This is a genomic window from Streptomyces globisporus (genome assembly GCF_003501885.1).
Lineage (GTDB): Bacteria > Actinomycetota > Actinomycetes > Streptomycetales > Streptomycetaceae > Streptomyces > Streptomyces globisporus_D.
This window is the reverse complement of record NZ_QWFA01000182.1, coordinates 1-23,277: the sequence shown is the minus strand read 5'-3', so window position 1 is coordinate 23,277 and position 23,277 is coordinate 1. Positions and strand designations below refer to the sequence as shown.

The 23,277-nt window shown below is 73.1% G+C and carries 21 protein-coding genes and 2 tRNA genes; 7 read left to right on the top strand and 16 right to left on the bottom strand.

Translation table 11 applies throughout. The annotated features are described in order from the left end of the window. Window positions 1-276: 276 nt before the first annotated feature. Together D3105_RS26905 and D3105_RS26900 are read left to right on the top strand one after the other, a co-directional pair. Window positions 277-867, top strand: a complete 591-nt coding sequence (locus D3105_RS26905) for a lytic polysaccharide monooxygenase auxiliary activity family 9 protein (protein ID WP_030591599.1) — start codon at window positions 277-279, stop codon at window positions 865-867. A 26-nt stretch (window positions 868-893) separates the two neighbouring features. After that, window positions 894-2,546, top strand: a complete 1,653-nt coding sequence (locus tag D3105_RS26900; RefSeq protein ID WP_118905590.1) for an AMP-binding protein — start codon at window positions 894-896, stop codon at window positions 2,544-2,546. 59 nt (window positions 2,547-2,605) lie between these two features. Here the strand turns inward: D3105_RS26900 and D3105_RS26895 are convergent. The 6 genes from D3105_RS26895 to ehuB all read right to left on the bottom strand — a co-directional run bounded on the left by D3105_RS26895 (window position 2,606) and on the right by ehuB (window position 6,818). Continuing rightward, window positions 2,606-2,679 (bottom strand) — tRNA-Lys (locus D3105_RS26895). A 71-nt stretch (window positions 2,680-2,750) separates the two neighbouring features. After that, the gene (locus tag D3105_RS26890) at window positions 2,751-3,509 is read right to left on the bottom strand and encodes an IclR family transcriptional regulator (protein ID WP_118905589.1); all 759 of its coding nucleotides are present in this window, start codon (window positions 3,507-3,509) and stop codon (window positions 2,751-2,753) included. Window positions 3,510-3,676: 167 nt separating this feature from the next. Then, window positions 3,677-4,534 (bottom strand): ectoine/hydroxyectoine ABC transporter ATP-binding protein EhuA, encoded by an 858-nt coding sequence (gene ehuA, locus D3105_RS26885; protein ID WP_118905588.1) that lies wholly within the window; start codon window positions 4,532-4,534, stop codon window positions 3,677-3,679. Then, window positions 4,524-5,165: an ectoine/hydroxyectoine ABC transporter permease subunit EhuD gene (gene ehuD, locus D3105_RS26880; RefSeq protein WP_118905587.1), complete on the bottom strand. Its 642-nt coding sequence runs from the start codon at window positions 5,163-5,165 to the stop codon at window positions 4,524-4,526. The genes ehuA and ehuD overlap by 11 nt, the downstream gene beginning before the upstream one ends. Further along, on the bottom strand, window positions 5,162-5,893 hold the full coding sequence (gene ehuC / locus D3105_RS26875; RefSeq protein WP_118905586.1) for an ectoine/hydroxyectoine ABC transporter permease subunit EhuC: 732 nt from the start codon (window positions 5,891-5,893) through the stop codon (window positions 5,162-5,164). Before ehuC ends, ehuD begins: the two co-directional genes overlap by 4 nt. A 22-nt stretch (window positions 5,894-5,915) precedes the next feature. Further along, complete coding sequence (gene ehuB, locus D3105_RS26870; protein ID WP_118905585.1) at window positions 5,916-6,818, bottom strand: ectoine/hydroxyectoine ABC transporter substrate-binding protein EhuB; 903 nt, start codon at window positions 6,816-6,818, stop codon at window positions 5,916-5,918. A 224-nt stretch (window positions 6,819-7,042) separates the two neighbouring features. Between ehuB and D3105_RS26865 the strand changes: the two genes are divergently transcribed. Further along, on the top strand, window positions 7,043-7,510 hold the full coding sequence (locus tag D3105_RS26865) for a hypothetical protein (RefSeq protein ID WP_118905584.1): 468 nt from the start codon (window positions 7,043-7,045) through the stop codon (window positions 7,508-7,510). Here D3105_RS26865 and D3105_RS26860 read toward each other — a convergent pair. Next, a complete protein-coding gene (locus D3105_RS26860; protein ID WP_118905583.1) occupies window positions 7,500-8,495 on the bottom strand; it encodes a D-2-hydroxyacid dehydrogenase in 996 nt (331 codons plus the stop codon). The two genes, D3105_RS26865 and D3105_RS26860, sit on opposite strands and share 11 nt — an antisense overlap. Before the next feature lie 270 nt (window positions 8,496-8,765). Between D3105_RS26860 and D3105_RS26855 the strand changes: the two genes are divergently transcribed. Then, window positions 8,766-9,530, top strand: a complete 765-nt coding sequence (locus D3105_RS26855) for a maleate cis-trans isomerase family protein (protein ID WP_118905582.1) — start codon at window positions 8,766-8,768, stop codon at window positions 9,528-9,530. Between the two features lie 133 nt (window positions 9,531-9,663). Continuing rightward, window positions 9,664-10,806 carry an LLM class flavin-dependent oxidoreductase gene (locus tag D3105_RS26850; RefSeq protein WP_118905581.1) on the top strand — a complete coding sequence of 381 codons (1,143 nt, stop codon included), beginning with the start codon at window positions 9,664-9,666 and terminating at the stop codon, window positions 10,804-10,806. Between the two features lie 59 nt (window positions 10,807-10,865). On the opposite strand, the gene D3105_RS26845 is transcribed toward D3105_RS26850, so the two are convergent. Further along, complete coding sequence (locus tag D3105_RS26845) at window positions 10,866-12,800, bottom strand: putative bifunctional diguanylate cyclase/phosphodiesterase (protein WP_118905580.1); 1,935 nt, start codon at window positions 12,798-12,800, stop codon at window positions 10,866-10,868. A 386-nt stretch (window positions 12,801-13,186) separates the two neighbouring features. On the opposite strand from D3105_RS26845, the gene D3105_RS26840 reads away from it, so the two are divergent. Next, on the top strand, window positions 13,187-14,428 hold the full coding sequence (locus tag D3105_RS26840) for a M6 family metalloprotease domain-containing protein (protein ID WP_118905579.1): 1,242 nt from the start codon (window positions 13,187-13,189) through the stop codon (window positions 14,426-14,428). Between the two features lie 65 nt (window positions 14,429-14,493). On the opposite strand, the gene D3105_RS26835 is transcribed toward D3105_RS26840, so the two are convergent. The 7 genes from D3105_RS26835 to D3105_RS26805 all read right to left on the bottom strand — a co-directional run bounded on the left by D3105_RS26835 (window position 14,494) and on the right by D3105_RS26805 (window position 21,039). Then, a tRNA-Lys gene (locus D3105_RS26835) sits at window positions 14,494-14,567 on the bottom strand. Beyond that, entirely contained in the window at window positions 14,558-15,256 is a 699-nt protein-coding gene (locus D3105_RS26830) for a bifunctional DNA primase/polymerase (protein ID WP_118905578.1), read from the bottom strand. The genes D3105_RS26835 and D3105_RS26830 overlap by 10 nt, the downstream gene beginning before the upstream one ends. Before the next feature lie 234 nt (window positions 15,257-15,490). Further along, on the bottom strand, window positions 15,491-15,832 hold the full coding sequence (locus tag D3105_RS26825; RefSeq protein WP_010062808.1) for a hypothetical protein: 342 nt from the start codon (window positions 15,830-15,832) through the stop codon (window positions 15,491-15,493). Between the two features lie 94 nt (window positions 15,833-15,926). Beyond that, window positions 15,927-17,261 carry an AAA domain-containing protein gene (locus tag D3105_RS26820; protein WP_118905577.1) on the bottom strand — a complete coding sequence of 445 codons (1,335 nt, stop codon included), beginning with the start codon at window positions 17,259-17,261 and terminating at the stop codon, window positions 15,927-15,929. 25 nt (window positions 17,262-17,286) lie between these two features. Next, entirely contained in the window at window positions 17,287-18,903 is a 1,617-nt protein-coding gene (locus D3105_RS26815) for a hypothetical protein (protein ID WP_118905576.1), read from the bottom strand. Continuing rightward, window positions 18,894-19,928, bottom strand: a complete 1,035-nt coding sequence (locus tag D3105_RS26810; RefSeq protein WP_118905575.1) for a hypothetical protein — start codon at window positions 19,926-19,928, stop codon at window positions 18,894-18,896. Before D3105_RS26810 ends, D3105_RS26815 begins: the two co-directional genes overlap by 10 nt. A 106-nt stretch (window positions 19,929-20,034) precedes the next feature. Then, complete coding sequence (locus D3105_RS26805; protein WP_118905574.1) at window positions 20,035-21,039, bottom strand: phosphatase PAP2 family protein; 1,005 nt, start codon at window positions 21,037-21,039, stop codon at window positions 20,035-20,037. A gap of 241 nt (window positions 21,040-21,280) precedes the next feature. Between D3105_RS26805 and D3105_RS26800 the strand changes: the two genes are divergently transcribed. After that, a complete protein-coding gene (locus D3105_RS26800; RefSeq protein ID WP_118905573.1) occupies window positions 21,281-21,877 on the top strand; it encodes a histidine phosphatase family protein in 597 nt (198 codons plus the stop codon). Between the two features lie 230 nt (window positions 21,878-22,107). Here D3105_RS26800 and D3105_RS26795 read toward each other — a convergent pair. After that, window positions 22,108-23,277: tetratricopeptide repeat protein (locus D3105_RS26795; protein ID WP_240647030.1), on the bottom strand; the 1,170-nt coding region annotated here is incomplete at its 5' end.

Here is a 23,277-nt window from a genome sequence, read left to right as displayed (position 1 = left end):
CTCGTGAAGGACTTGACGGTTGCCTTCTACACCGGCCGCAGCGGGGGAGGGGACGGGGCCTGAGGGCCCGGGGGAGGTTCCGGGGCGGTTCCGGGCCGGCTCGGAGGGCCGCCGGAATATGACGCTCATTGGTCTGGACATGTTCACGCCGCGTCAATAATCTAAGACTTGGTCTAGACCGCAGCATCCGCGTCACGCACAGCACTCCGTACCAAGCGCGCAGCAGTCGAGCAATGCTCATGGAACCTCCCCCACGTTCTAGAGGAGCGACAGCCCATGCGGAAAAAGGCAAGCGCGGCCGTGATCGGCCTGGCGATAGCGGGCGTCTCGGTGCTCGCGACCACCAGCGCCAGCAGCCACGGCTACACGGACTCCCCGATCAGTCGTCAGAAGCTCTGTGCCAACGGCACGGTGACCGGCTGCGGCAACATCCAGTGGGAGCCGCAGAGCGTCGAGGGCCCCAAGGGCTTCCCGGCGGCAGGACCGGCGGACGGCAAGATCTGCTCCGGCGGCAACGGGCAGTTCGCCCAGCTCGACGACCCCCGAGGCGGCAACTGGCCCGCCACGCAGGTCACCGGCGGACAGGGTTACAGCTTCCGCTGGCAGTTCACCGCCCGCCACTCCACCAGCGACTTCCGCTACTACATCACCAAGAACGGCTGGGACTCCACCAAGCCGCTCACCCGGGCCGCCCTCGAATCGCAGCCCTTCATGACCGTGCCCTACGGCAACCAGCAGCCGCCGGCCACCCTGACCCACCAGGGCACGATCCCCACCCAGAAGACCGGCAAGCACATCATCCTCGCCGTGTGGAACGTCGCGGACACCACCAACGCGTTCTACGCCTGCTCCGACGTCAAGTTCTGACGCTCCATCAGTTATCGTGCGGCGCCATGAGGAGTACCGGCACCGTCGCGGAGCTCGTACGACGTCAATGGGGGGACCACCGGCCCGCCCTGAAGCACGGCCCCACCGTGCTCAGTCATCACCAGGTGGTCGAGGGCGCCGCCGCACGGGCGGCGCTCCTCGCGGATCTGCTGCCACGCGGCGGCGAACCGCACCTCGGCGTCCTGCTCGACAACACCCCTGAGTTCCCGCTGTGGCTCAGCGCGGCGGCCCTGGCCGGGGCCGCCGTCGCGGGGATCAACCCCACCCGGCGCGGCCCCGAGCTGGCCCGCGACATCCTGCACACCGAGGCCCCCCTCCTGATCACCGAGCGCGCCCACCTGCCGCTCCTCGCCGGTCTGGAGCTGCCGGGCGTACGGGTCCTGGTCACCGACACCGAGGCGTACGCCGCCCTGCTCGCCCCGTACGCGGGCGCTCGCCCCGGCGACGTCGTGCTCGCCCCGGTCGGCCCCGGCAGCCGCATGCTCCTCTACTTCACCTCCGGCTCCACCGGCGCGCCCAAGGCCGCGATCTGCACCCAGGGCCGGCTCGCCGGAGCGGGCACCTCCCTCGCCGGGCACTTCGGCGTACGGCCCTCCGACACCCACTACATCTGCATGCCGATGTTCCACGGCAACGCCGTCCTCGCCGACTGGGCACCCGCCCTCGTCGCCGGGGCCGCCATAGCGCTGCGCCCCCGCTTCTCCGCCTCCGCCTTCCTCGACGACGTGCGCGGCTACGGGGCGACGTACTTCACCTATGTGGGGCGCGCCGTGCAGTACCTGCTGGCCACCCCCGAGCGCCCCGACGACCAGGATCATCCGCTGCGCCTGGGCTTCGGCACCGAGGCCGGGGCGGTGGACGCCGCCCGTTTCCGGGAGCGGTTCGGGGTGCGGCTGGTGGAGGGGTACGGCTCCTCCGAGGGCGGCGCGGCTGTCCAGCACACCCCGGGCACCCCGCCGGGCGCGATCGGCCGGGCCGCCCCGGGCGACGACCTCGCCGTCGTCGACCCGGAGAGCGGCGAGGAGCGGGCCACGGCCCGGTTCGGCCCGGGCGGGCGGCTGCTCAACGGGGACCAGGCCATCGGCGAGCTGGTCAACCGGGGCCCGACGCCCTTCGAGGGCTACTGGCGCAACCCGGCGGCGGACGCGGAGCGGGCCCGGCGTGGCTGGTACTGGACCGGCGACCTCTTCTACCGGGACGCCGAGGGCTTCCTCTACTTCGCGGGCCGCACCGACGACCGGCTCCGCGTCGACAGCGAGAACCTGGCGGCCGCGACGATCGAGAACATCCTCGCCCGCTGGGAGGAGGCGGCGGCCGCCGCGGTCCACGCGGTCCCGGACCCGGTCACCGGCGACCAGGTGATGGCCGCCCTCGCCCTCCGGGCGGGCGCGGCCTTCGACCCGGCGGCCTTCGCCGCGTTCCTGCGTGCCCAGCCGGACCTGGGGACGAAGATGGCGCCCCGGTTCGTCCGGATCCTCGACCGGATGCCGGTCACCGCGACGAACAAGATCCACCGGGTGGCCCTGCGCCGGGAGGGCTTCCGCTGCCCGGACCCGGTCTGGTGGGACCGGGAGGGCGACGGCACGTACGTACCGCTGGAGGGTGAGGGGCTCGCGGCCCTGCTGGAGCAGTACGAGGAGCACGGCACGCCCCTGTGAGCCGTGCCCCGGAAAAGCGAAGTGGCGGCCTCCGTGAAGAAGACCGCCACCCCGTGTCGTGCGCCGTCAGGGACTCGAACCCCGGACCCGCTGATTAAGAGTCAGCTGCTCTAACCAACTGAGCTAACGGCGCCTGCTGACTCGAAAATAATACCTGGTCCCGAGGGGTGCTGATGACCGCCCCGCCCCGGGGCCCACGGGCCGCTACAGCGCCAGCGACAGCAGGACCGGCGCCGCCCGGCGGCTCAGCGTCTCGGCCGCCGACCGCAGCCGGTGCGCGTCCTCGATCGGCAGCGACAGGGCGAGGCAGCCCGCGGCGGAGCCGGCCGTCAGCGGCACGGCCGCGCAGACGGTGCCCACCGCGTACTCCTGGAGATCCAGCACCGGGACCGTGGCGGACTGGGCGTCCAGCTGGGAGAAGAGGATCTTCTCGTCGGTGATCGTCCGCGAGGTGAGCCGGGCCGTCCGGTGCCGGGAGATGTGGTCGCGCCGCCCGTCGTGGTCGAGCTGGGCCAGCAGGCACTTGCCGACCGCGCTGGCGTGCGCCGAGGAGCGGAAGTCCACCCACTCGTTGACCGCGGGGGTGAGCGGTCCGTCCGCGACCTGGGTCACGCTGACCTCGCCGTCCACATACCGGCTGAGATAGACGGCCGCGCCGACGGAGTCGCGCAGCTCGGACAGGGTGAGCTGGAGGCGGTCCTCCAGGGCCCGGCGGCGGGCCGCCCCGGAGCCGAGCAGCAGCAGGGATGCGCCGATGACGTACGCGCCGTCGCTGACCTGCTCCACATAGCCCTCGCGACGCAGGGTGAGGAGGAGGGAGGTGAGGTGGCCGGTCGGCAGCCCGGTCTCACGGGAGATCTGGGCATCGGTCACCCCGTTGCCGTGCTTGGAGACCGATTCGAGCACGCGCAGGGCGTACTGCACCGAGTGGAACGGCGCCGTCGGCTCGGGCTTCAACGCCACGGTGTCCCCCTACCAGGTTGTGACCGCAAGCTTTCGCCCCACGATAGCCGCCGGAAGGCCCCCGCGGGGCGGCAGTTGACGAGTCAGTAGGGGCGCCCCGGAGCTGTCATCTGGGGCGCACCCGTCTGGCATATGCCGCTGTCATGGGCTGCGTATCAACTGCGAGGTCACAGAACCGCGTTGAGGAACTCGCGCGTACGTTCGTGTGACGGATCCGAGAAGATTTTTTCCGGGGATCCGGACTCCACGACCCGTCCCGCGTCGAACATCAGAACCTTTTCCGAGACGTCCCGGGCGAAGTTCATCTCGTGGGTCACGCAGACCATGGTGATGTCGGTGTTGCGGGCGATGTCGCCGAGCAGCTCCAGCACCCCGGCCACCAGCTCCGGGTCGAGCGCGGAGGTCACCTCGTCGAGCAGCAGGATCTCCGGCTCCATCGCCAGCGCCCGCGCGATCGCCACCCGCTGCTGCTGGCCGCCGGAGAGCTGGGAGGGGTGGGCGTCGACCTTCGCCGAGAGCCCGACCAGATCCAGCAGCTCCCGGGCCCGGACCTCCGCCGCCTCCCGGCTCTGGCCGAGCACGCTGACCGGGGCCTCGGTGATGTTCTCGATCACCTTCATGTTCGGGAAGAGGTTGAACTGCTGGAAGACCATCCCGATCTTCTTCCGGGACTCGCGCAGCTGCTTCTCGCCCGCCGGCTTCAGCGAACCGTCCGGGGTGCGGATGTGGGTCAGCGGGGCGCCGTCCACCCAGATCACCCCGCCGCTGACCTTCTCCAGCGTCATCAGCAGCCGCAGGATCGTGGTCTTGCCCGAGCCGCTGGGCCCGATCAGGGTGACGTGCTCGCCGCGGTCCACGGTGAAGTCCAGCTCGTCCAGAACCACATGGTCGCCGTAGCGCTTGACCACCTTGTCGAACCGCACCAGCGGCTCGCCCGTACGGGCCGAGGCGGGGACGGCGTCCTCGGGAGCGCCGGCCGGCCCGGGTGAATCCGTCTTCTTCAGGGGGAGGGGTTCAGTGGCCAAGGCGCTTCTCCAGCTTTCTCATCAACAGCGACGTGGGGTAGCTCGCGACCAGGAAGATCAGGCCGGCGAGGGTGAACACCTCGGTGTACGCGAAGTGGTCGGCCCCGTACTTCCGGGCCTCGAAGACCATCTCCTGCACCGTGATCACGGCGAGGAACGGCGTCTCCTTGAACATCGAGATCGCGTAGTTCCCGAGCGCGGGCAGCACATTGCGCACCGCCTGCGGCAGGATCACGGCCTGCCAGGTCCGCCGGGGCGACAGCGACAGCGCGCGGCACGCCTCCCACTGGCCCTTCGGCACCCCGTCGATCCCGGCCCGGTAGACCTCGGAGGTGTACGCGGCGTAGTGGATCCCCAGCACCGCGATGCCGATGTACAGCGGCTCCACCGTGTTGAACAGGGCCGCCGCGCCGACCAGTTGCACCAGCAGCGGGGTCGAGCGGACGAACTCCGTGACGGTGCGGACCGGGACGGTCACGAACCTGCTGGGCGCACGCCCGGCCATCGCGACGACCAGCCCCAGCACGGCCGCCACCAGGGTGCCGAGGACGGTCGCGAGCAGGGTGATCCTGAATCCGTTCAGCAGGTCGGGCAGGGACTCCCCGACCGCGTTCCAGTCGAAGCCGTTCACCGGACACCTCCCACGGCGGTCGTGGACGCGCTGCGGCTCTTGAACAGGCTCTTCGCGCCGGTGTCCAGGCCGAGCCGCCGCTTGGCGCTCCGCTCCAGCAGATTCATCAGCATCGTCAGGGCGTACGCCAGCACGAAGTAGGCGGCCAGCAAGGTCAGATAGGCGGTCACCGTCTCACCGGTGCGGTCGCGCAGCTGCTGCACCACCGTCATCAGATCGGCGGCCGAGATCAGCCACAGCAGCGGGGTCGCCTTCAGCAGCTGGATCAGCAGGTTGGTGAAGCTCGGGATCATCTGCACCCACGCCTGCGGCAGGATCACCTTCCACAGCCGCCTGGTCGGGCTCAGGTTGAGGGCGATCGCCGCCTCGTACTGGCCGCGCGGTACGGAGTTGATGGCCCCCCGCACCACTTCGGCGCCGTACGCACCGAAGTTGAGGCCGAACGCGACCACCCCGCAGATCAACGGCTCCAGTTCGTAGCCGGTCAGCAGCGGCATCGCGTAGTAGAACCAGAACAGCTGGACGTAGAGGGATGTGCCCCGGAAGAACTCCACGACGACCCGGGAGACCCCGCGTGCCAGAAGCAGCCGGCTGCCCGCCATCAGGCCGAGCGCGAACGCCAGCACCCCGGCCAGCAGTGCGCCCAGGACCGTGGCCTGGAGCGTCACCCACAGGCCCGACCGGACGCGGGGGAACTCCTCGACGAGGAGGGAGAAGAAGTCACTCATGCGCGCGCGCCCGCCCGCCCCGTCAGCCCTTGCACAGGTCCGCCGTCTTCAGGTCGGCGGGCGGGATCTCCGTCTCCCCGAACCCGTACGGCTCCAGCAGCTGCACATAGCGCGAGCGGTCGGAGACGATCTTCTTCAGTTCGCGGTTGAAGGAGTCCCGCAGGTCCTCGTTGCCCTTGCGGAACACCGCGCCGCCCGGGGAGAACTGCTCCTTGCCGTCCAGCTTCGGCACGAACGCCTCGGTGACCTCGGTCTCCGGGTTGGTCTTCGCCAGCCAGCGCAGCGAGATACCGGTGAGGAGGAACGCGTCGATCCGACCGCCCTTGACGGCGTCGGCCCCGTCCTGCGGCTTCTGCAGCGTCTTGATCCTGTCCTCGGCGATACCCGCGCCCTTGGCGTAACTGCCCTCGACCGCACCGGACATCACACCGATGGTGACCCCTGCCTCCTTGGCGGAGTCCAGGTCGGTGAGCTTCTTCGGGTTGCCCTTCTTCACCATCAGCGCGGTCGGCGAGATGAACTCCGGCTCGGAGAAGATCGCGTTGCCGCAGCGCTCCGGGGTGATGGCCATGCCCGCGCTGACCACGTCGTACTTCCCGGCCTGGAGCCCCGGGATCAGTCCGTCCCACTCGGAGAGCGTCGGCTTCAGCTCGTCCACCCCGAGGGCCTGGAAGATCTCCCGGTGCAGCGTCGGGGCCTCGCCCTTGAGCTCCTTGCCCTCCAGATAGCCGTACGGGGCCTCGTTGGCGTACGCCACCCGCACGAAGCCCTGCTTGCGGAGCTTCTCCAGGGCGCCCTCGCCCGTCGCGGAGCCGGCGTCGGTCTTGCTGCACGCGGTGAGGAGGCCGGGCACGACGAGGAGGCCGCCCACGGCCGCCGTTCCGTTGAGGAAACCCCGGCGGGACAGGTTCGGGAATTCAGCCATGGTTCGCAATCTCCTGGAGGTCGAACAGTCCGGACAGGGTGAGCGCCTGCCCGATCCCGTACGTCTATGCGGGTAGCCGGAGGCATGTAACCCAACAGTGGCCGGAAGGTGACCTTCCCGTGCCCGAACGGGGGCGGAGCGCGACCAGGGGTGCGCGGGGCGTGTTCCCCCGTCACGGAGGATTCATGACTCCACGTCAGTCACTTCTGTGATCAGCTGGTGCCATGGTTGCCATATGGACAAGCGTCGTGGCGGTCGGGGGCACGCTCCTGGGAGCCGTGGTCACGCACCTCTTCCAACGCCTCACCGCCGCGCGCACGGAGAGGTTCTCCCGGTCGGAGGCGCTTCGGCAGGAACGCACGGCCACCTACGGCGCGTTCGCCGCCGCGGCGGAGGAGTACCGGCACGGGCAGGCGGGCCGCTGGCACCGCATGCGGCAGAGTCCTGTCTCCGAGGCGTTCGTCGAGGCGCGCGACGAGGCCCACCGTCTGCGCACCGCCACCCGGCAGGTGCTCTACCGGGTCAAACTGCTCACCGACGACCCGGAGGTGGTCGGCGCCGCGGAAGAGGCCTATCGGTGCACGCGGGACGTCTCGACCGCCCAGGAGCAGGCCGAGCACGAGACGCTGGACGCGCGGGCGAGGGAGGCCATCGAGGCGTTCGTCGTCCGGGCCGCGCCGCTCACCCGTTGAGGCCGTCGGTCCCGTTGGGCTCGTCGACCCCGTCGAGGTCGGCGGAGGGGACGTAACCGCGTTCCTTGTCGACCGCGTTGGGCAACGGCTCGCCCCGCGCCCAGCGTTCGTACAGCGCGACGAACTGCTCGCCCAGCCGGTCGCGCCACCCCACCGTGTCCCCGCTCAGATGCGGCGAGACCAGCAGCCCCGGTACGTCCCACAACGGGCTTTCCGCGCCCAGCGGTTCGTCCTCGAACACATCGAGCGCCGCGCCCGCGAACCAGCGGCGGTTCAGCGCGTCCACCAGGTCGGCCTGGACCACGCTCGCCCCGCGCCCCACGTTGATGAAGCGCGCCGACGGCTGGAGCAGACCGAAGAAGCGGGAGTCGAACATCCCGCGCGTCGCATCGGTCAGCGGGGCCGCCGCGATCACCCAGTCCGCCCGCGCCGCCAGCCGGTCCAGATCCGCCGCCCCGTGGATGGTGCGCCGGGCGGTCCGCCCCACCAGGGCCACCGTGACCCCCAGGCCGTGCAGCAGCCGGGTGATCTCCCGGCCGATGGGGCCCGCGCCGACCACCACCGCCCGTGAACCGGCCACCTGCTGCCCCTCGCGGTGGCGCCAGCGCCGCTCCCGCTGGAGGGCGAGGGTGCCGGGGAGGTCCTTGGCCATCGCCAGCACCAGCCCCGCCACGTACTCCGCGATCGGCCGCTCGAAGACGCCCCGCGCGTTGGTCAGCACGGTGTCGGACGCGACCAGCTCCGGGCAGAGCAGCCGGTCCACGCCCGCGCTCGCCGTGTGCACCCAGCGCGGCCGCCGCCCCGGACCCGGCCAGGCGTCCCGTACGGCGTCCGACGTGAAGTCCCACACCAGCAGCACATCGGCGGCCGGAAGCCGCTCGGCGAGCGTGGCGGCGTCCGTGTACCGCACATCCACCCGGCCGGTCAGCCGGCCGAGCCGCGGGGAGGGGTCGGCGTCGAGGACGAGCAGGACGGGATCCGGCATGGGTGGTCGGCCCTCCGCGACGGAACGGACAAGATCGACCGCCCACGCTCGCAGCAGGTCACCCCCGCGTCAACGACGCCCGGCCGCGCGCCCCGGCGACCGCCCGGGGGAATACTGGGAACAAGTCGGGGCAAGAGTGACCGGTCGCGCGGTCATGGCCGCCGGAGCGTCCGGAGGGCCGCGGCGGCCCCGTGACGGGCCGCCCGCCGCGATCCCGCGAGGGGATCGCCCGCCGCGCGGCGAGCCGTCGACGTACAGGAAAGGGTGGACATGACGACCGTAGGACTTCTCTACCCGGGCCACGCCGCCGAGGACGACTTCCCACGGACCGAGATCCTGCTCGACACCGACATCCGGCTGCCCCTGTTCTCCACCGAGACCGGCGAGGACGTCTACCGCGCCGACGCGCTGCGCGAGCAGGGCGACCCCGACCGGATCGCCGAGGGCGTCGAGGAGCTGCGCCTCGCCGGGGCCGAGGCGCTGATCTGGGCCTCCAGCGGCGGCAGCTTCGGGCAGGGCTGGGAGGGCGCCCACGAGCAGATCGCCACGCTCGCCCGGGCGGCCGGGCTGCCCGCCTCCAGCACCTCCATCGGCTTCGGCCACGCGGTGCGGGAGCTGGGCGCCCGCCGGGTCGCCGTCGCCGCGTCCTACCCCGACGACCTCACCGGGCTCTTCGCCGAGTTCCTGGCGTCGGCGGGCGTGGAGGTGGTGGCCGCCGTGTCCGGCGGGGCCGGTTCGTCGGCCGAGGCCGGATCCTGGGGGCCGGACGAGGTGAAGCGGCTGGTGCGGGAGGCGGACCACCCGGACGCCGAGGTGGTGCTGGTCCCGGACACCTCCCTGCACACCACCGCGTACATCCCCGAGCTGGAGGAACTGCTCGGCAAGCCCGTGCTCACCGCCAACCAGGTCACCGTCTGGGAGGGGCTGCGCCTCGCCGACCGGCGGACCTGGGCGCCCACGCTCGGCACCCTGTTCGCCACCCGTGAGCCGGTGCTGCGGCAGCTGGAGCCGAAGGGCATCGAGGTGCGGGAGTAGCGAGCGGCGCGGGGCCCGGACCGTCGGGAACGAGCCGCGTCGGACCGGATTCGCCGGGAATAAAACGGAGCCATCCTCCTGTTGTCCCTCCGATACACAGACGTACGACAGCAGCACCGGGAGAGGCCGACACGTGGACGACATCCGAGGCGACGAGACCAGCGGCGACACCGGCGGCCGAGTGGCCGACGGCGACGGGATCCGGGGCGACGCAGCCGGGACGGCCACCGTTCCGCTGTCCGTCCTCGACCTGGTCACCGTGGGGCAGGGCCGCACCGCGACCCAGGCCCTGCGCACGAGCGTGGAGATCGCGAAGCTCACCGAGAGCCGCGGCTTCCACCGTTTCTGGGTCGCCGAGCACCACTCCATGCCCGGGGTCGCCTCGTCCTCCCCGGCCGTGATCCTCGCGCACATCGCCGCCCACACCGAGCGCATCCGCCTCGGCTCCGGCGGGGTGATGCTGCCCAACCACGCCCCGCTGGTGATCGCCGAGCAGTTCGGCACCCTGGAGGCGATGGCCCCGGGCCGGATCGACCTCGGCCTCGGCCGGGCCCCCGGCACGGACGGTGCGACGGCGGCGGCGCTGCGGCGCACGGACCGGCTCAACGAGGGGGCCGACGACTTTCCGCAGCAGCTCATGGAGCTGATCCGCTTCCTCGACGACGACTTCCCGGACGGGCACCCGTACCGCCGGATCCACGCCGTGCCGGGCCCGGTGCAGGCGACGTCCCCCGGCGGGGTGCAGTCCGCGCACCGGCCGCCCGTCTGGCTGCTGGGCTCCTCGGGCTTCAGCGCGCGGCTGGCCGGGACGCTGGGGCTGCCGTTCGCCTTCGCGCACCACTTCTCGGCGCAGAACACCGTCCCGGCGCTCGACCTGTACCGCGAGTCCTTCCGGCCCTCCGCCGTGCTGGACGCCCCGTACGCCCTGATCGGGGTCTCGGCGCTGGCCGCCGACGACGAGCGCGAGGCCCGCCGCCAGGTGCTGACCGGGGCCCTGTCCATGGTCCGGCTGCGCACCGGCCGCCCCGGGCTGATCCCGAGCCCGCAGGAGGCGGAGGCGTACGACTTCTCCCCGATGGAGCGGGAGTTCGTCGACGGCTGGCTGGGCAACGTCATCCACGGCACAGCGGACGAGGTCCGCACCGGCCTGGACGACCTGGCCAAGCGCACCGGCGCCGACGAGCTGATGATCACCGCCAACGCGCACGGCGGGGACGTGCGGCTGCGCAGCTACGACCTGATCGCGGACGCGTACGGCCTGCCGAACGCCTCGTAGACCGTGCGGGGTCCCGGCCGGCCGGGGGTGAGGCCGGGGCCGGGCCACCCCGGGGCGCGTCAGCCCTCCAGCGGCCGGGACCCGATCAGCCCGGCGATCTGCTCCGGCGCCACCGCCCGTGAGTACAGCCACCCCTGCCCCGTGTCGCAGCCGATCCGCCGCAGCCGCTCCGCCTGTCCGGCCGTCTCCACGCACTCCGCGGTGACGGTCAGGCCCAGGCGGTGCGCCAGCTGCACCATGGCCTCCACGATCGTTTCGTCAGCGGGGCTCGGATGCGTACCGTCCTCGTACCGGAAGCCCTTCACGAACGCGCCGTCCAGCTTCAGTACGGATACGGGCAGCCGGCTGAGGTAGGCGAGGTTCGAATAACCCGTCCCGAAATCGTCGATGGCGATCCGTACGCCCATGTCGCTCAGCGCCTGGAGCGCTCTCAGCGGGCGACCGCCGGAGCCCATCACCGCCGACTCGGTCAGCTCCAGCTGCAGCAGCCCGGGGGCGAGTCCGGTCTCGGCCAGGATCTGCGCCACGTCGGCCACCAGGTCGGAGTCCCAGACCTGCCGTACGGCGACGTTGACGCTGATGAACAGCGGCGGCTCGTCCGGGTGGTCGAGCTGCCAGCGCCGCGCCTGCCGGCACGCGGTGCGCAGCACCCACCGGCCGAGCTGGACGATCGAACCGTCCTCCTCGGCGATCTGGACGAACCGATTCGGCGGCAGCACGCCGAACTGCGGGTGGTTCCAGCGCACCAGCGCTTCCACTCCGCGCAGCACCCCGTCCGCCATCCCGACCAGCGGCTGGTACTCCAGCGTGAACTCGCCGCGCTCCACGGCGGGCCGGAGCGTCGAGGAGAGGGACTGCCGGGTCATGCGGTGGGCGTTGCGCTCGGGGTCGAACAGGGTCCAGCGGGCCCGGCCGTCCGCCTTCGCCCAGTACAGCGTGGTGTCGGCGGCCTGCATCAGACCGGTGGGCGAGGTGCCCGCCGCGGTCCGCTCGACCACGCCGATCGACGCGGAGACCGAGAGTCGCTGGCCCGCCAGGTCGAACGGCTGCTGGAGCGCGGCGAGGACCGAGCGGGCCAGGTCCGTCAGCTCCTGGGTGCCGGCCGAGTCCTCGACCAGGATCGCGAACTCGTCGCCGCCCAGGCGCGCCACCAGCCGGTTGCCCCCGGCGTTGCGGGAGGCGTCGTTCTCGGCGCAGTCGGTGAGCCGCGCGGCGACGGCGGCCAGCAGCCGGTCCCCGGTGCGGTGGCCCAGGGTGTCGTTGATCGCCTTGAAACCGTCCAGGTCCAGGTAGCAGAGGCCGATCCGGGCGTGCTGCCGGGACGGCAGGGAGTCGTCCTGGTACGGCGGGGTCTCCAGGGCCGAGGCGAGGCGCTCGAAGAACAGCGTCCGGTTGGGCAGCCGGGTCACCGGGTCGTGCATCTGGAGGTGGTGCAGCCGCTCCTGGAGCTCGCGCCGGTCGCTGACGTCCGCGACCGTCAGCAGCACCCGGGCGGACTCCGCCGCCGAGGCCCCCGTCATCGGTACGACGGTGATCTCGGCCCACAGCGAGCGCCCGTCGGGGTGCTTGAGCCGGCGCGTGCAGCGGAACCGGGAACGCCGGCCGAGGAGCACCTCGCGGTACGCGTGCCAGGTGCGGTCGTCGCCGGCGAGGTCGAGCAGTTGGCACGCCTGCCGCCCGGCGAGGACCGCCGCCGGGGTGCCCAGGAGCCCGCCGAGCGCCTCGTTGGCCCGCACGACATGGCCCCGGCCGTCGACGACGCCCATGGGGAGCGTGGCGGCGTTGAACGCGGCCCGGTAGTCGCGCAGCTCGGAGGCGATGGAACCGGCGTCGCCCCCGGCGGGATCGGCCCCGGCAGGACCGGTCCGGGCGGAATCGGTCCGGGCGGGACCGTTCTCGGCCGGGGCCGTCGTATGACGCTCCGTGACCGGCGCGGCGGGCGTGCCCGGCGCCGTGCCTGCCGAGGCCCTCGGCCCTTCGGAGGTTCCGCTCACCGCTCGCTCCCGCTGTGAAGGTCGTTGTGAACTGGTGGGGTCGGACTGGCCACCGGGTGGTCGTCCCGTGAAGGGGCCCGTTCCACGCGGGAAAGCGTGGTGAAGCATAGAGGGTGCCGCGTCGGCCGTTCCAGCTCACCGTCCGGTCCGGGCCACCGCGCGCGGCCGGAAGTGAGCGGGGGCAGGCGTTCCGCTTTGCCCGGTCCTGGTCATTTCTGCGCGGATCTGTTGCATCGGACGGCTGGACTGACCAGCGGTGACGTTCCGTGAAGGTGTGGGTGGCGATTCTGACCGCTGACCCGTGTGGGGCAGCACAACAGGGCGTGGCGTGGTGAAGCGGCACAGGGTGGACGGGATGGACCGTGTTTCCCCACCCGGAGGTCGATGTGCCGTCCCGTCGCGGACCCGGGGGAGCGGAACGGCCGCCCCTGCGCAGTCTGGCCGCCGCCGCCACCTCCCTCCTGGCGCTCGCCGCCATGTCCCTCGTCGCGGGCCCCGCCGTGGCCGCCACGGGTGACGCCACCTCCTGCGCCCTGCCCCGGACGGCGGCCCACCACTCGCTCGGCCTGAACACCTGGAACGCGGCCTACCCGCGCCCCGATCAGAACCTCGACGCGGTCATGATCTTCCTGTCCTTCCCGGACTCCGAGCCGGTCCTCACCCCCGAGGTACTCACCGCCGACCACTTCCCCGCCACCACCCGCTTCTTCGAGCGCGCCAGCTACGGCCGGTTCACCCTGCGCCCGCACCCGCAGCGGAGCTGGACGCAGATGCCGCGCGACTCCAGCTGGTACGCCATAGAGCGGGACTGGAACGCCGAGCGGCGCACGGCCTATCTGCGGGACGCCATCGCCGCCGCCGACGACGACGTGGACTTCTCCCGGTACGACGTCGTCTACCTCGTGGCCGACCCGGACGCCCCCGGCGTCGACTCCGACGCCACGAAGGTCGTCAACTTCGAGCGGCCACTGCGCGCCGACGACCACGACATCCGGCGCGTCGTCACGGTCTTCGAGCAGCACCCGCCCGACCGCAACGTCCTCGCCCACGAGACCGGGCACGTCTTCGACCTCGCCGACCTCTACCACCGGCCCACCGACGGCAAGGGCGACTGGGACACGTACGTCGGTGACTGGGACGTCATGGGCAGCCAGTTCGGCCTCGCCCCCGACCTGTTCGGCTGGCACAAGTGGAAGCTCGGCTGGCTCGGCGGCCGGCAGGTCGTCTGCGTCCAGGGCTCGGCCGACCTCACCCTCGAACCGGTCGCCGCCGCCCCGGTGCCCGGCGGCTCGATCGGGACCCGGCTCGCCGTCGTCCGTACCGGAACCGACAGCGCCCTGGCGATCGAGGCCCGCAGCGCCACCGGCAACGACCGGGACACCTGCGCCGAGGGCATCCTGATCTACCGCGTCCGCAGCGAGACGGCCTCCGGCGGCGGGCCCGTCGAGGTCGTCGACACCCATCCGGAGACCGGGGCCTGCTGGGACCGCTCCGTCTACCCGCCGCTGGCCGACGCCCCGCTCGGGGTCGGCGAGACCTTCACCGTCCCGGGCGACGCGACCCGTATCGAGGTCGCCGACCGCACCCCGTCCGGCTCCTGGACCGTCCGGATCACCGCCGGAGTCTGAAACCCGCTCGCCGGCCCCCGCACACGAAGAAGCCCCCCGCTTTCGCGAGGGGCTTCCTCTGTCTGTGCGCCGTCAGGGACTCGAACCCCGGACCCGCTGATTAAGAGTCAGCTGCTCTAACCAACTGAGCTAACGGCGCCTGCTGACGTCGTAGACATTAGCACCCTGATCCGCCCGAGGAAAAATCGAATGTGCGGGGCCCCGCGAGGAAGCGGAACGGCTCACCCGCACACACGCCCAGAGCAGCACATCGGGACCCGGCAGCCACGGCCTACGGGTGTCGGGGGCCACCACCCAGCGCGGGCCACCGTCCGACGACGCGCAGGTCAGCGGCGGTACGGTCACGGCGTCACCGGTGCCGTGGCAGAGCAGGGGCGGCACCGGGCCGCGCGACTCCCCGGAGCCTGCGGACCCTTCGGAACCGCCGGTTCCCCACTCCTCCCAGGCGAGCAGCGAGGGCAGCCGCTGGGCCGTACCGGGGGCCGCGAACAGCAGCATCCGGCCCCGGTGCGTGGCGACCGGACCTGAGCCGGGCCCCTCCGCCCAGAGCTGCTCCAGCATGCGCCGCCCGAACAGCGCCGGTACGTTCACCACGTCGAAAGCGGAGCCGCAGGGCAGCACCCCGGGGGCCGTGGGGTGCTCCTCCCACTGGGCGAGCGTGCTGCGCGGATAGGGGGTGGACCCGGCCAGCCAGGCGGCGCCGGCCGCCGTGACCTGGGCGGCCTGGGATCCGGACTGGTCCCGCAGCAGGGCGAAGATGTCGACGCCGTGGTGCGCGACGGCGGCACCGGCCTGCAGGGTCGTTGTGTCTTTCAGCCATGCGCTCATGAAGCAAGGTCTACCGGGAGTGACGGAACTGATTCCGAGAGTTGCCGGAAACCGGGACAGGCGAGGAGGGGGAGGGGTATCTTGCCCGCCTGAATATGCCACGGGACCTGACCCCCGGCCTGACGGCGCAGCACCTGCCCCGGCCGCCCCACGGGCCACATCGGTCCAGGCCGCCCCACCGACCACATCGGCCCCGGAGGCGTCGTACGGTCAGGCTCCGGGCCCTCCAGCGCGTCAGGCTCTCGGGGAGTCCAGCAGGGAGCGGCCGAACTCGATCATCTTCTTCGCGTAGTCCTCGGTCCACTCCGCGCGCTCCGCGACGTCCGCCGCGGTCAGCCGGTCGAACCGGCGCGGGTCGGCGAGCTGCGCCGCCGCCATCGCCTGGAACTCCACCGACCGGTCCGTCGCCGCCCGGAAGGCCTGCGTCAGCTCGGTCGCCCGGGCCAGCAGCTCACGGGGGTCCTCCAGCGACTCCAGGTCGAAGAAGTGCTCCGGGTCCGCCGTGGCCTGAGACGGCTCGAAGAGCAGCGGCGCGGGGCGCAGCCGCTGCCGTTCGTTCCGCTCGGACTCTGTCATGTGCTGTTCCTCCCTCGCACGGCCAGGACGGCCACCCTCCATTGTCCAACCCCGCGCAAGGGGGCCCCAGGGCCTGAGCTCCGCCGGCCGGCTCTTACGGCTTCCAGCGCACCTTGTGCTCCGCGAGATGGGCCAGCACCGCGTGGTTGGCCTCCCAGCCGTCGGGGAACTTCACCGTGACGCCCAGCTGGACCGGCTCCGTGGACGGGTGCTCGTCGAGCAGGTCCGCCACCCCTTCCCGACACACCACGACGCAGGCGTGCCGGTGCCGGGACGCCAGCACGCACAGGCGGCCCGTCTCCAGGTGGAAGGCTGTGGCGTCGGGGCGGCCCGACAGGGGGTGCAGCACCACCGTGACGTCGAACTCGCGGCCCTGGAGCCGGTTCGCCGTGTCCACCGCGACCCCCGTGACGCCCAGCTCCGCGAGGGCCGCCCGCACCGCGGCTGCCTGGTCCCGGTGGGCCGTGCCGACCGCGACCCGGTCCGCCGTCACCGGCACCGGCTCCTCCGCCCGCTCGCTGGTGGCGACGCCGCCCCGGTCCAGCAGCCGCCGGACCACCAGGGCCACCGCCCGTACCGCCTCGGGGTCGGTGCGCGGGGTGTGCCGGGCGGGCAGCTCCAGCAGCCCCCAGCCGGACTCCGCCGCCTCGTCCAGCACCCGGTCGGGCCCCGACCCGTCCGACGCCACCCCGAAGGAAAGCTTCCGGTCCCCGTGGTCCGTACCGCTGCGGAACGGCGTGTACGGGTAGAACGCGTCCGACACCAGCGGGGCCGCTGACGCCGGGAGCCGCCACGACACCGGCAGCCGGTGCTGCGGCAGCTCCGGATTGTGCGCGAGCAGCGTGGACACCGCGCTCGCGGACGGGTCGTAGCTCAGCCCCGCCCACTGGTCCGCGCCGACGATCGAGAACGGGTCCAGCTGACCCGGGTCCCCGACGAACAGCGCCCGCTCGAACAGCCCGGCCACGGCCAGCAGCGCGTCCGAACGCATCTGGTACGCCTCGTCGACGATGGCGTGTCCCCACGGCTCCACGTTCTTCACGTGCGCCCACTTGGCGGCCGTCGAGATCACCACGTCGAGCCCGGCCAGATCCGCCACCTTCGCCGACTTGGTGACGTTGGCGAGGCCGTCCAGCACCTTGTCGTACGGGTCGGAGTCGCTGCTGTGCAGCCGCCCCACCGGCAGCTCCGGATCCTTCTCCGCGAGCCGTACGACCAGGTCGTCGACCTGGGCGTTCGTCTGCGCGATCACCATCAGCGGATGCCCGGCGGCGGCCAGCTCCAGGGCCGCCCGGACCACCAGCGTCGACTTGCCCGCGCCCGGGGGCGAGTCCACGACGACGCCCCGGCTGCTGCCGTGCAGGGTGTCGTCGAGGATCGCGCCGGTCGCACGGGCCGCCTCGGCGCCCGGATCGAAGACGGTGCTCACGGAAGGTCCTCCCGGATGGCAGTGGTCACAGCAGGTCCTCCGGGGTCACGGGGTCGGGGTGCTCCGCACGCGTCGCGGCGTCCGCGCCCGGCGGGCCGCCGTGGGTCCACGGCGTCTCCTCCGGGTCCGGCAGCTTCGGACCGCCGCGCTGGTCGTGCTCGAACAGGGTCCAGGCGATCCGCTCCCCGGGCTCCGGCACCGAACCGGGCGCGGGCTCCTTGCCCCGGCCCATCCGGTCGAGGATCCGCAGCACCAGCAGGACGTCGCCGTCCTGGTCCGTCGCCTCCTCGGCCCGCACGAACTCCGCCGTCTGCGGCTTGCCCTCCAGCGAGCGGTAGACCTTCGCCCGCTCGCCCAGATGCGGCCGCTCGTCCGTGCGGACGGTGACCAGCGGGCGCGGCGAGGGCCGCTTCGACTCGGTGTACGTCATCTCCACATCCGTCACCGTGCCGAGGAACGCCTCACCCGCCAGCCGCCGTCCCGCCAGCACCAGCGGATCGTCCAGCGCCTCCTGCGCCTCCAACTGGGCCTGGGCGGTCTCCCGGGACGCCAGCTTCTGCGCTGCCGTCACCGCGTCGTCGCGGCGCGGCTGCGGCGGCTCGCCCGAGCGCACCCGGTCGCGGTGCGCGGTGAACGACCAGCGGTCCCGGGTCCAGCGGTCCTCGGCCCGGGACCCCTCGGGCAGTTCCCGCAGCAGGTCGAGGCCGCGCCAGACCGCGTCCCAGGTCGGCAGCATGACCCGCGCCAGCAGCGAACGGATCTCCCGCTCGGCGCCGCTCAGCTCGCCCAGCCGGGCATCCGCGGCGAGCCCGTCCTCGGCGGAGGCGAGCGCCGTGCGCGCCCGGTCGTACCGCTCGATCGCCGGGGCGAGGAGCCGGTTGTCGAAGTCCGGGTCGGTCGCCGGACCGGCGGGCGGGCAGAGCAACTGGCCCTCCCCGTCCCGGGCCAGCTCCGCCCGCAGCGCGGCCTCGGCCCCCGAGGAGCCGGCCGGCGGGTCGATCCAGGACAGCAGCGCGCCCAGGTGCTGGTCCTCCAGGCTGCTCTGCCCGGTCGCCCAGTGCCGGTTCAGCAGATCGGTGGTGGCCAGCAGGAGCGAGGAGCCGGGCACCCGGGCCCGCTCGCCGTAGTGCGTCAGCCAGCGGCCGAGCAGCGGCACCCGGGCGGGCGCCGGATACGGGGTGTCCGGGTCGTCCTCGGCGGTGCGGCGGAACCGCATGGACCGGCCCAGCAGCCGCACGAACTCGACGCCCGCCCGACTCGGCACGATCAGCTGGCCGGCGTCCGTGCACAGCTCGACCTCGACCTTGGTCTTCTTGCCGGTCGCCGGATCGGTCTCGTTGCGCTCGGCGGGCTCGACGACGTCCGCGTACGCCTCGATGTGCGGCAGGACCGCCTCCGCCAGCTCGGCCAGGAACGCGAACCGCAGGTCCCGGTCGCGCGGCTGGGCGACGGCCAGCAGCCGGGGCGCCTCCCGGTCCGTGCCGACGAGCGCCCCCAGCGGGGCCCCGGCCTCACCGGCGGTGGTCAGCGGCACCAGCACCAGCGGCCGGTCGGTGAGATGGCGGTGGCGGACGGTCGCGAGCGGCTGGGCGCGCCCGGAGTCGACGGCCTCCAGCCGGGCCAGGGTGGTGATCAGCGACATGCGGCCCCACCTTCCGGAGTCCCGGCGCCCGCGACCGATGCGGCTTCCCGCGCCCCGGCCCGCAGGACGGCGGCGCTCTCCAGGGCCTCGGCCCGCAGCGCGGCGGCGCGGCGCAGCGCCGCGACCGTCGGATCGGCGGGATCGCCCTCCTTGCCCGCGGCGGCGGCCAGCACCCCGGCCACCGTCGTCAGCCCGCCCAGCTCACCGCGCACACCGCGCCCCAGCGTCTCCACCGCCCCCTCGGCCCGGGACTTCGCCCGGCAGTGGAAGGCCAGCTCGCAGGCGGCCAGGCACTCCGGGGCGTACGCCGGGGGCACCGCCGCCACGGCCGCGTCCAGCTCCTCGGACGGGCACGCCGGATCGAACGTCGTCCCCTCCGGCAGCCCCGCCGCGATGTCCTCGATCCGGGTCAGCCGGGTCAGCTGACGGCGGGTCACCGCGCGCTGCTTGCGTACGTCCACGACGGAGGCGGTCGGCAGATTGGAGAAGTCCTTGGGGCAGACCAGCAGCACCCGCTGCCCCACCTCCGCACCCTCGGTGACCGCGGCGACCCGCTCCAGCGCCAGCACGTACACCGCGGCCTGCCGGGCGGCGGCGCCGACCTTCGACGCGTCGGCCGAGGCGTCGATCATGGGAAATGACTTGATCTCGACGACCGTCCACCGGCCGTCGGGGTGCACGACCACCGCGTCGGGCTCCAGATAGGCGGGGGAGCCCGCCACCTCCAGAGCCAGCATCGGGTGGTCCAGCAGCGCCCAGCCGCCCGCCGCCGTGGCCTCCCGCAGGGCGAGCGCGGTGCGCGCGGCGCGGCCCTCGGGACCGGCGGCGCTCAGATCGGGCGTCGCGGCGTCCGGGCCCGGGGCGGGGGCGGAGCCGCCCAGGCGCTCGTACAGCAGGCGCAGCAGCTCCGCGCCGCCGTCGGCCTTGACCTTCGCCTCGAAGGCGTTGCCCCGCATGAAGGCGAACTGGGACTGCCCGAAGGGGGCGGGTGAGCCGAGCGCGGTGGCCAGCACGGCCTTGTCCACCCCGGCGCCGTCGAGCAGGGCCCGCCGCTTGCAGCCGGGGTTGGCGGCGAGGGCGGCCAGGGCTCTGGCGTCCAGCGGATGCGGTGCGACGGACGGGCCGCGCAGCTCAGCGAGCCGCTGCCGGAGCGTCGTCGCTCGCGTCCGCGTCGGCGGCGTCTCTGGCTGCCGTGCCGCCGACTGCCGTGCCGGGGGGATCTGCGGAGGTGGTCCGCTGGCCGGGGATTCGCTCACCCGTGGAAGTCTTGCACCCGGCACTGACATCCGGGGACACGGTCGCCGGAATCGCCGTGGCGGCGGTGCCCGCGCCGCCCTGCTTCCGGCCGCCGAGGAGGCCGTCGGGGAAGACGCCGGCCAGCCGCGCCTTGACCCCGTCGGCGAACCGGATGACGGGCTTCACCAGCAGGGCCCCGAGGCCCATCACGGCCGCGCCCGCGACGGCGTCCAGGAAGTAGTGGTTGGCGGTGCCCATCACGACGATCGTGGTGATCAGCGGATAGGCGATTCCCGCCGCCCGTATCAGGGGGTGGCGGCCGTGCCGCCACAGCAGGATCCCGCACCACAGCGACCAGCCGACGTGCAGGCTCGGCATCGCCGCGTACTGGTTCGTCATCCCGCTCAGTCCGCGCGGCGCGCTCGCCCCCTCGCCCCACCAGCCGTACGCGCTGTACTGCGCCATCGTGTCGACGAAGCCGTGGCTCGCCTCCAGCAGCCGGGGCGGGCAGGTCGGCATCAGCGTGAAGCCGACAAGACCCAGCAGAGTGGAGTTCATCAGCCAGACCCGGGCCGCCCGGTACGCCGCCGACCTGCGCCGGAACATCCAGACGAGGACGGCCGGGGTGACCACGTAATGGAGGGAGGCGTAGGCGAAGTCGGCGGGTATGCCGATGGACGGGGTGCTGGTGAAGAGACGGTTCAGCGGGTGCTCGGCGTTGAGGTACAGCGCCTGTTCGAACCGGAGGATCGCCAGGCCGTGGTCGACCGCCGTCGACACATCGCCGCGCACCAGGAGACGGCCCACGGAATACAGCGCGTACACCACCGCGATCAGTGGCAGCTCCGTCCACCAGCGGGGCCGATGACCGGTCGCGGGCGGCGCGGTGGCGTGCGGCATCCGGTAGCTCTCCCCATGTTCATGCGGCCGACGACGAACGTTCAACCGTACGGCGGCGCCGTGCCACCGCATCCCCCGGGGGTCCCCTTCCGGACGTCCCGTACGCAGCGGTCCCGCCGTGGTCCGATTCCGTGGCCGGGGACTGCGCAGGGTGGGACGCCCGCCGGGGCCGGGAGGTTGCCCGGCGGGCCGGTACGGGATGATGGAAGAACCCAGCACCAGCGTTCCAGGGAGAGCCTTCATGGCACCGCGCATCCTGCTCGCCCGGCACGGCCAGACCCAGTGGTCGGTCCGGGGCAACCACACCGGCAGGACGGACATCCCGCTCCTGGACAGCGGGCGCGAGGGCGCGAAGCTGCTCGGCGAGCGACTGCACCGGGCCCCGTGGGCGGGGCTGACCGGCGTCGAGGTCCGGACCAGCCCGCTCGTCCGGGCCGCCGAGACCTGCGAGCTCGCCGGGTTCGGGGAGCGGGCGGAGCGGTGGGACGCGCTGATGGAGTGGGATTACGGGGCGTACGAGGGGCTGACCCCGGCCGAGATCAAGGCGGACCGGCCGGACTGGCTGATCTGGCGGGACGGGGTGCCGGGCGGGGAGTCCGTCGCCGACGTCACCGCCCGTGCGGACGAGATCGTGGCCTGGGCGCGGTCTTCGGACCGGGACGTGCTGGTCTTCGCCCACGGCCACATTCTGCGGGCGCTGGGTGCGCGGTGGCTCGGCGAGGACCTGTCCTTCGGCGCGCGGATCCGCCTGGAGCCGACGTCGCTGTCCGTCCTGGGCTGGGCGTACGGCCTCCCGGCCGTGGAACGCTGGAACGACACGGGCCACCTGGACCGGTGATCATCCAATCCCGTCCGGCGTTTGAGGACGGAACCGTCCACTCGGTGGGCGTCAGCTCGGCGGGCTCCCGGGCCACCCCGACCTGTCCGGCGCTCGCGGACTTCCGGGCCCACCCCAGCCCGTCCGGCGATTGAGGACGGAACCCTTCGGCCGGTGGGCGGGAACTTCGCGGACCCCGGGGCGGGGGAGACCCTGATGCACACCCGGGAACGCGCTCAACGGCTCCGTCCTCAAACGCCGGACGGGCTGGGTGGTGCGCCGGACGGGCCGGAGCCGTGGCGGGTCAGGAACGATGACACCTCCGGCGTCCCGGCCCGAGGGCCCAGCGCTCGGGCCGCGCCCGCCAGCATCCCCCGGATCCGCGACGACTGCACCCGGGTCAGCAGATCCAGCACCTGGTGCCCCGTCGCCGCCGCCTCGTCCGCCCGGCCCGCCCGGGCCAGGTCACCCGTGAGCTGGGCCCGGTACAGCGCGAGGTTCCGGGTGAAGTGCGCGTCCTGGAGCACCACCGCCCGCCGCCCGTGCCGCGCCGCCCGGGACCAGTCGCCCAGCGCCGACCAGCACTGCGCCTCCAGCAGCTCCAGCTCCGCCTCCCGGAAGAAGCTCATCCACTCGGGGTCACCGGACGCGGGGCCCCGGTCGAACGCCGCCCGCGCCCGCCCGATCGCCCGGTCGCACCCCGTACGGTCACCGAGCCCCGCCCGGCCCCCCGCCTCCCGCAGCGCGAGCAGCGCCAGCAGCCGGGGCGACCCCAGCGTGCGGGCGGCCCGCCGGCCGGCCTCCGCCGCCCGTACCGCCTCCCGCGGCCGCCCCGCGTCCCGGGCCAGGAACGACGTGTTGCAGAACGCGTGCGCCTCAAGCCCCGCGTCCCCCGCAAGCCGCGCCGTGGCCAGCGCCTCCGCGTAGTGCGAGCGGGCGTCGTCGAAGCGGCCCGAGTCATGGGCCAGCCACCCCACCGAGATGGCCAGCTCACCCGCGCCCGCGTGCAGCCGGTCCGAGGTGGCGCGCCGCGCGGTGCCCCCGGCGTCCAGCAGTTCGTACACCGCGCGCAGCGGCTGCGCGGCCCGCCGGTAGAGCCCGTCACCGCCGTGCCGGTCGTCCAGCAGCCGGATGTCCCGTACGGCCTTCTCGACGGCGAGCACCTCCGCCTCGCCGACCCGGCGCTGCGTGGGCAGAGAGACCCGGGCGGAGGCGGGCGCCCCGCCGAGACCCAGGGAAGCGGCCGCCACCGTGGCGGTGCCACTCGTCATGAACACGCGACGCAGCACGTCGCTCTCCTCGGGGATGTCGTCGGTATCGGTGTCGCGGTGCGACGGGGGGGTGGGGGACGTCCCTGGGGACGCGGCCCCGGGCGCGGGCGGCGTTCGACCGGGGCCCCGCGTCCGGTGACCCCGAGTGGA

What these genes read in the sequence shown, in the direction of transcription:
- D3105_RS26905 (WP_030591599.1), top strand. Translation starts at nt 277, where the DNA reads ATGCGGAAAAAGGCAAGCGCGGCCGTGATCGGCCTGGCGATAGCGGGC.
- D3105_RS26900 (WP_118905590.1), top strand. Translation starts at nt 894, where the DNA reads ATGAGGAGTACCGGCACCGTCGCGGAGCTCGTACGACGTCAATGGGGG.
- ehuC (WP_118905586.1), bottom strand. Translation starts at nt 5,893, where the DNA reads ATGAGTGACTTCTTCTCCCTCCTCGTCGAGGAGTTCCCCCGCGTCCGG.
- ehuB (WP_118905585.1), bottom strand. Translation starts at nt 6,818, where the DNA reads ATGGCTGAATTCCCGAACCTGTCCCGCCGGGGTTTCCTCAACGGAACG.
- D3105_RS26865 (WP_118905584.1), top strand. Translation starts at nt 7,043, where the DNA reads ATGGTTGCCATATGGACAAGCGTCGTGGCGGTCGGGGGCACGCTCCTG.
- D3105_RS26860 (WP_118905583.1), bottom strand. Translation starts at nt 8,495, where the DNA reads ATGCCGGATCCCGTCCTGCTCGTCCTCGACGCCGACCCCTCCCCGCGG.
- D3105_RS26855 (WP_118905582.1), top strand. Translation starts at nt 8,766, where the DNA reads ATGACGACCGTAGGACTTCTCTACCCGGGCCACGCCGCCGAGGACGAC.
- D3105_RS26830 (WP_118905578.1), bottom strand. Translation starts at nt 15,256, where the DNA reads ATGAGCGCATGGCTGAAAGACACAACGACCCTGCAGGCCGGTGCCGCC.
- D3105_RS26825 (WP_010062808.1), bottom strand. Translation starts at nt 15,832, where the DNA reads ATGACAGAGTCCGAGCGGAACGAACGGCAGCGGCTGCGCCCCGCGCCG.
- D3105_RS26815 (WP_118905576.1), bottom strand. Translation starts at nt 18,903, where the DNA reads ATGTCGCTGATCACCACCCTGGCCCGGCTGGAGGCCGTCGACTCCGGG.
- D3105_RS26805 (WP_118905574.1), bottom strand. Translation starts at nt 21,039, where the DNA reads ATGCCGCACGCCACCGCGCCGCCCGCGACCGGTCATCGGCCCCGCTGG.
- D3105_RS26800 (WP_118905573.1), top strand. Translation starts at nt 21,281, where the DNA reads ATGGCACCGCGCATCCTGCTCGCCCGGCACGGCCAGACCCAGTGGTCG.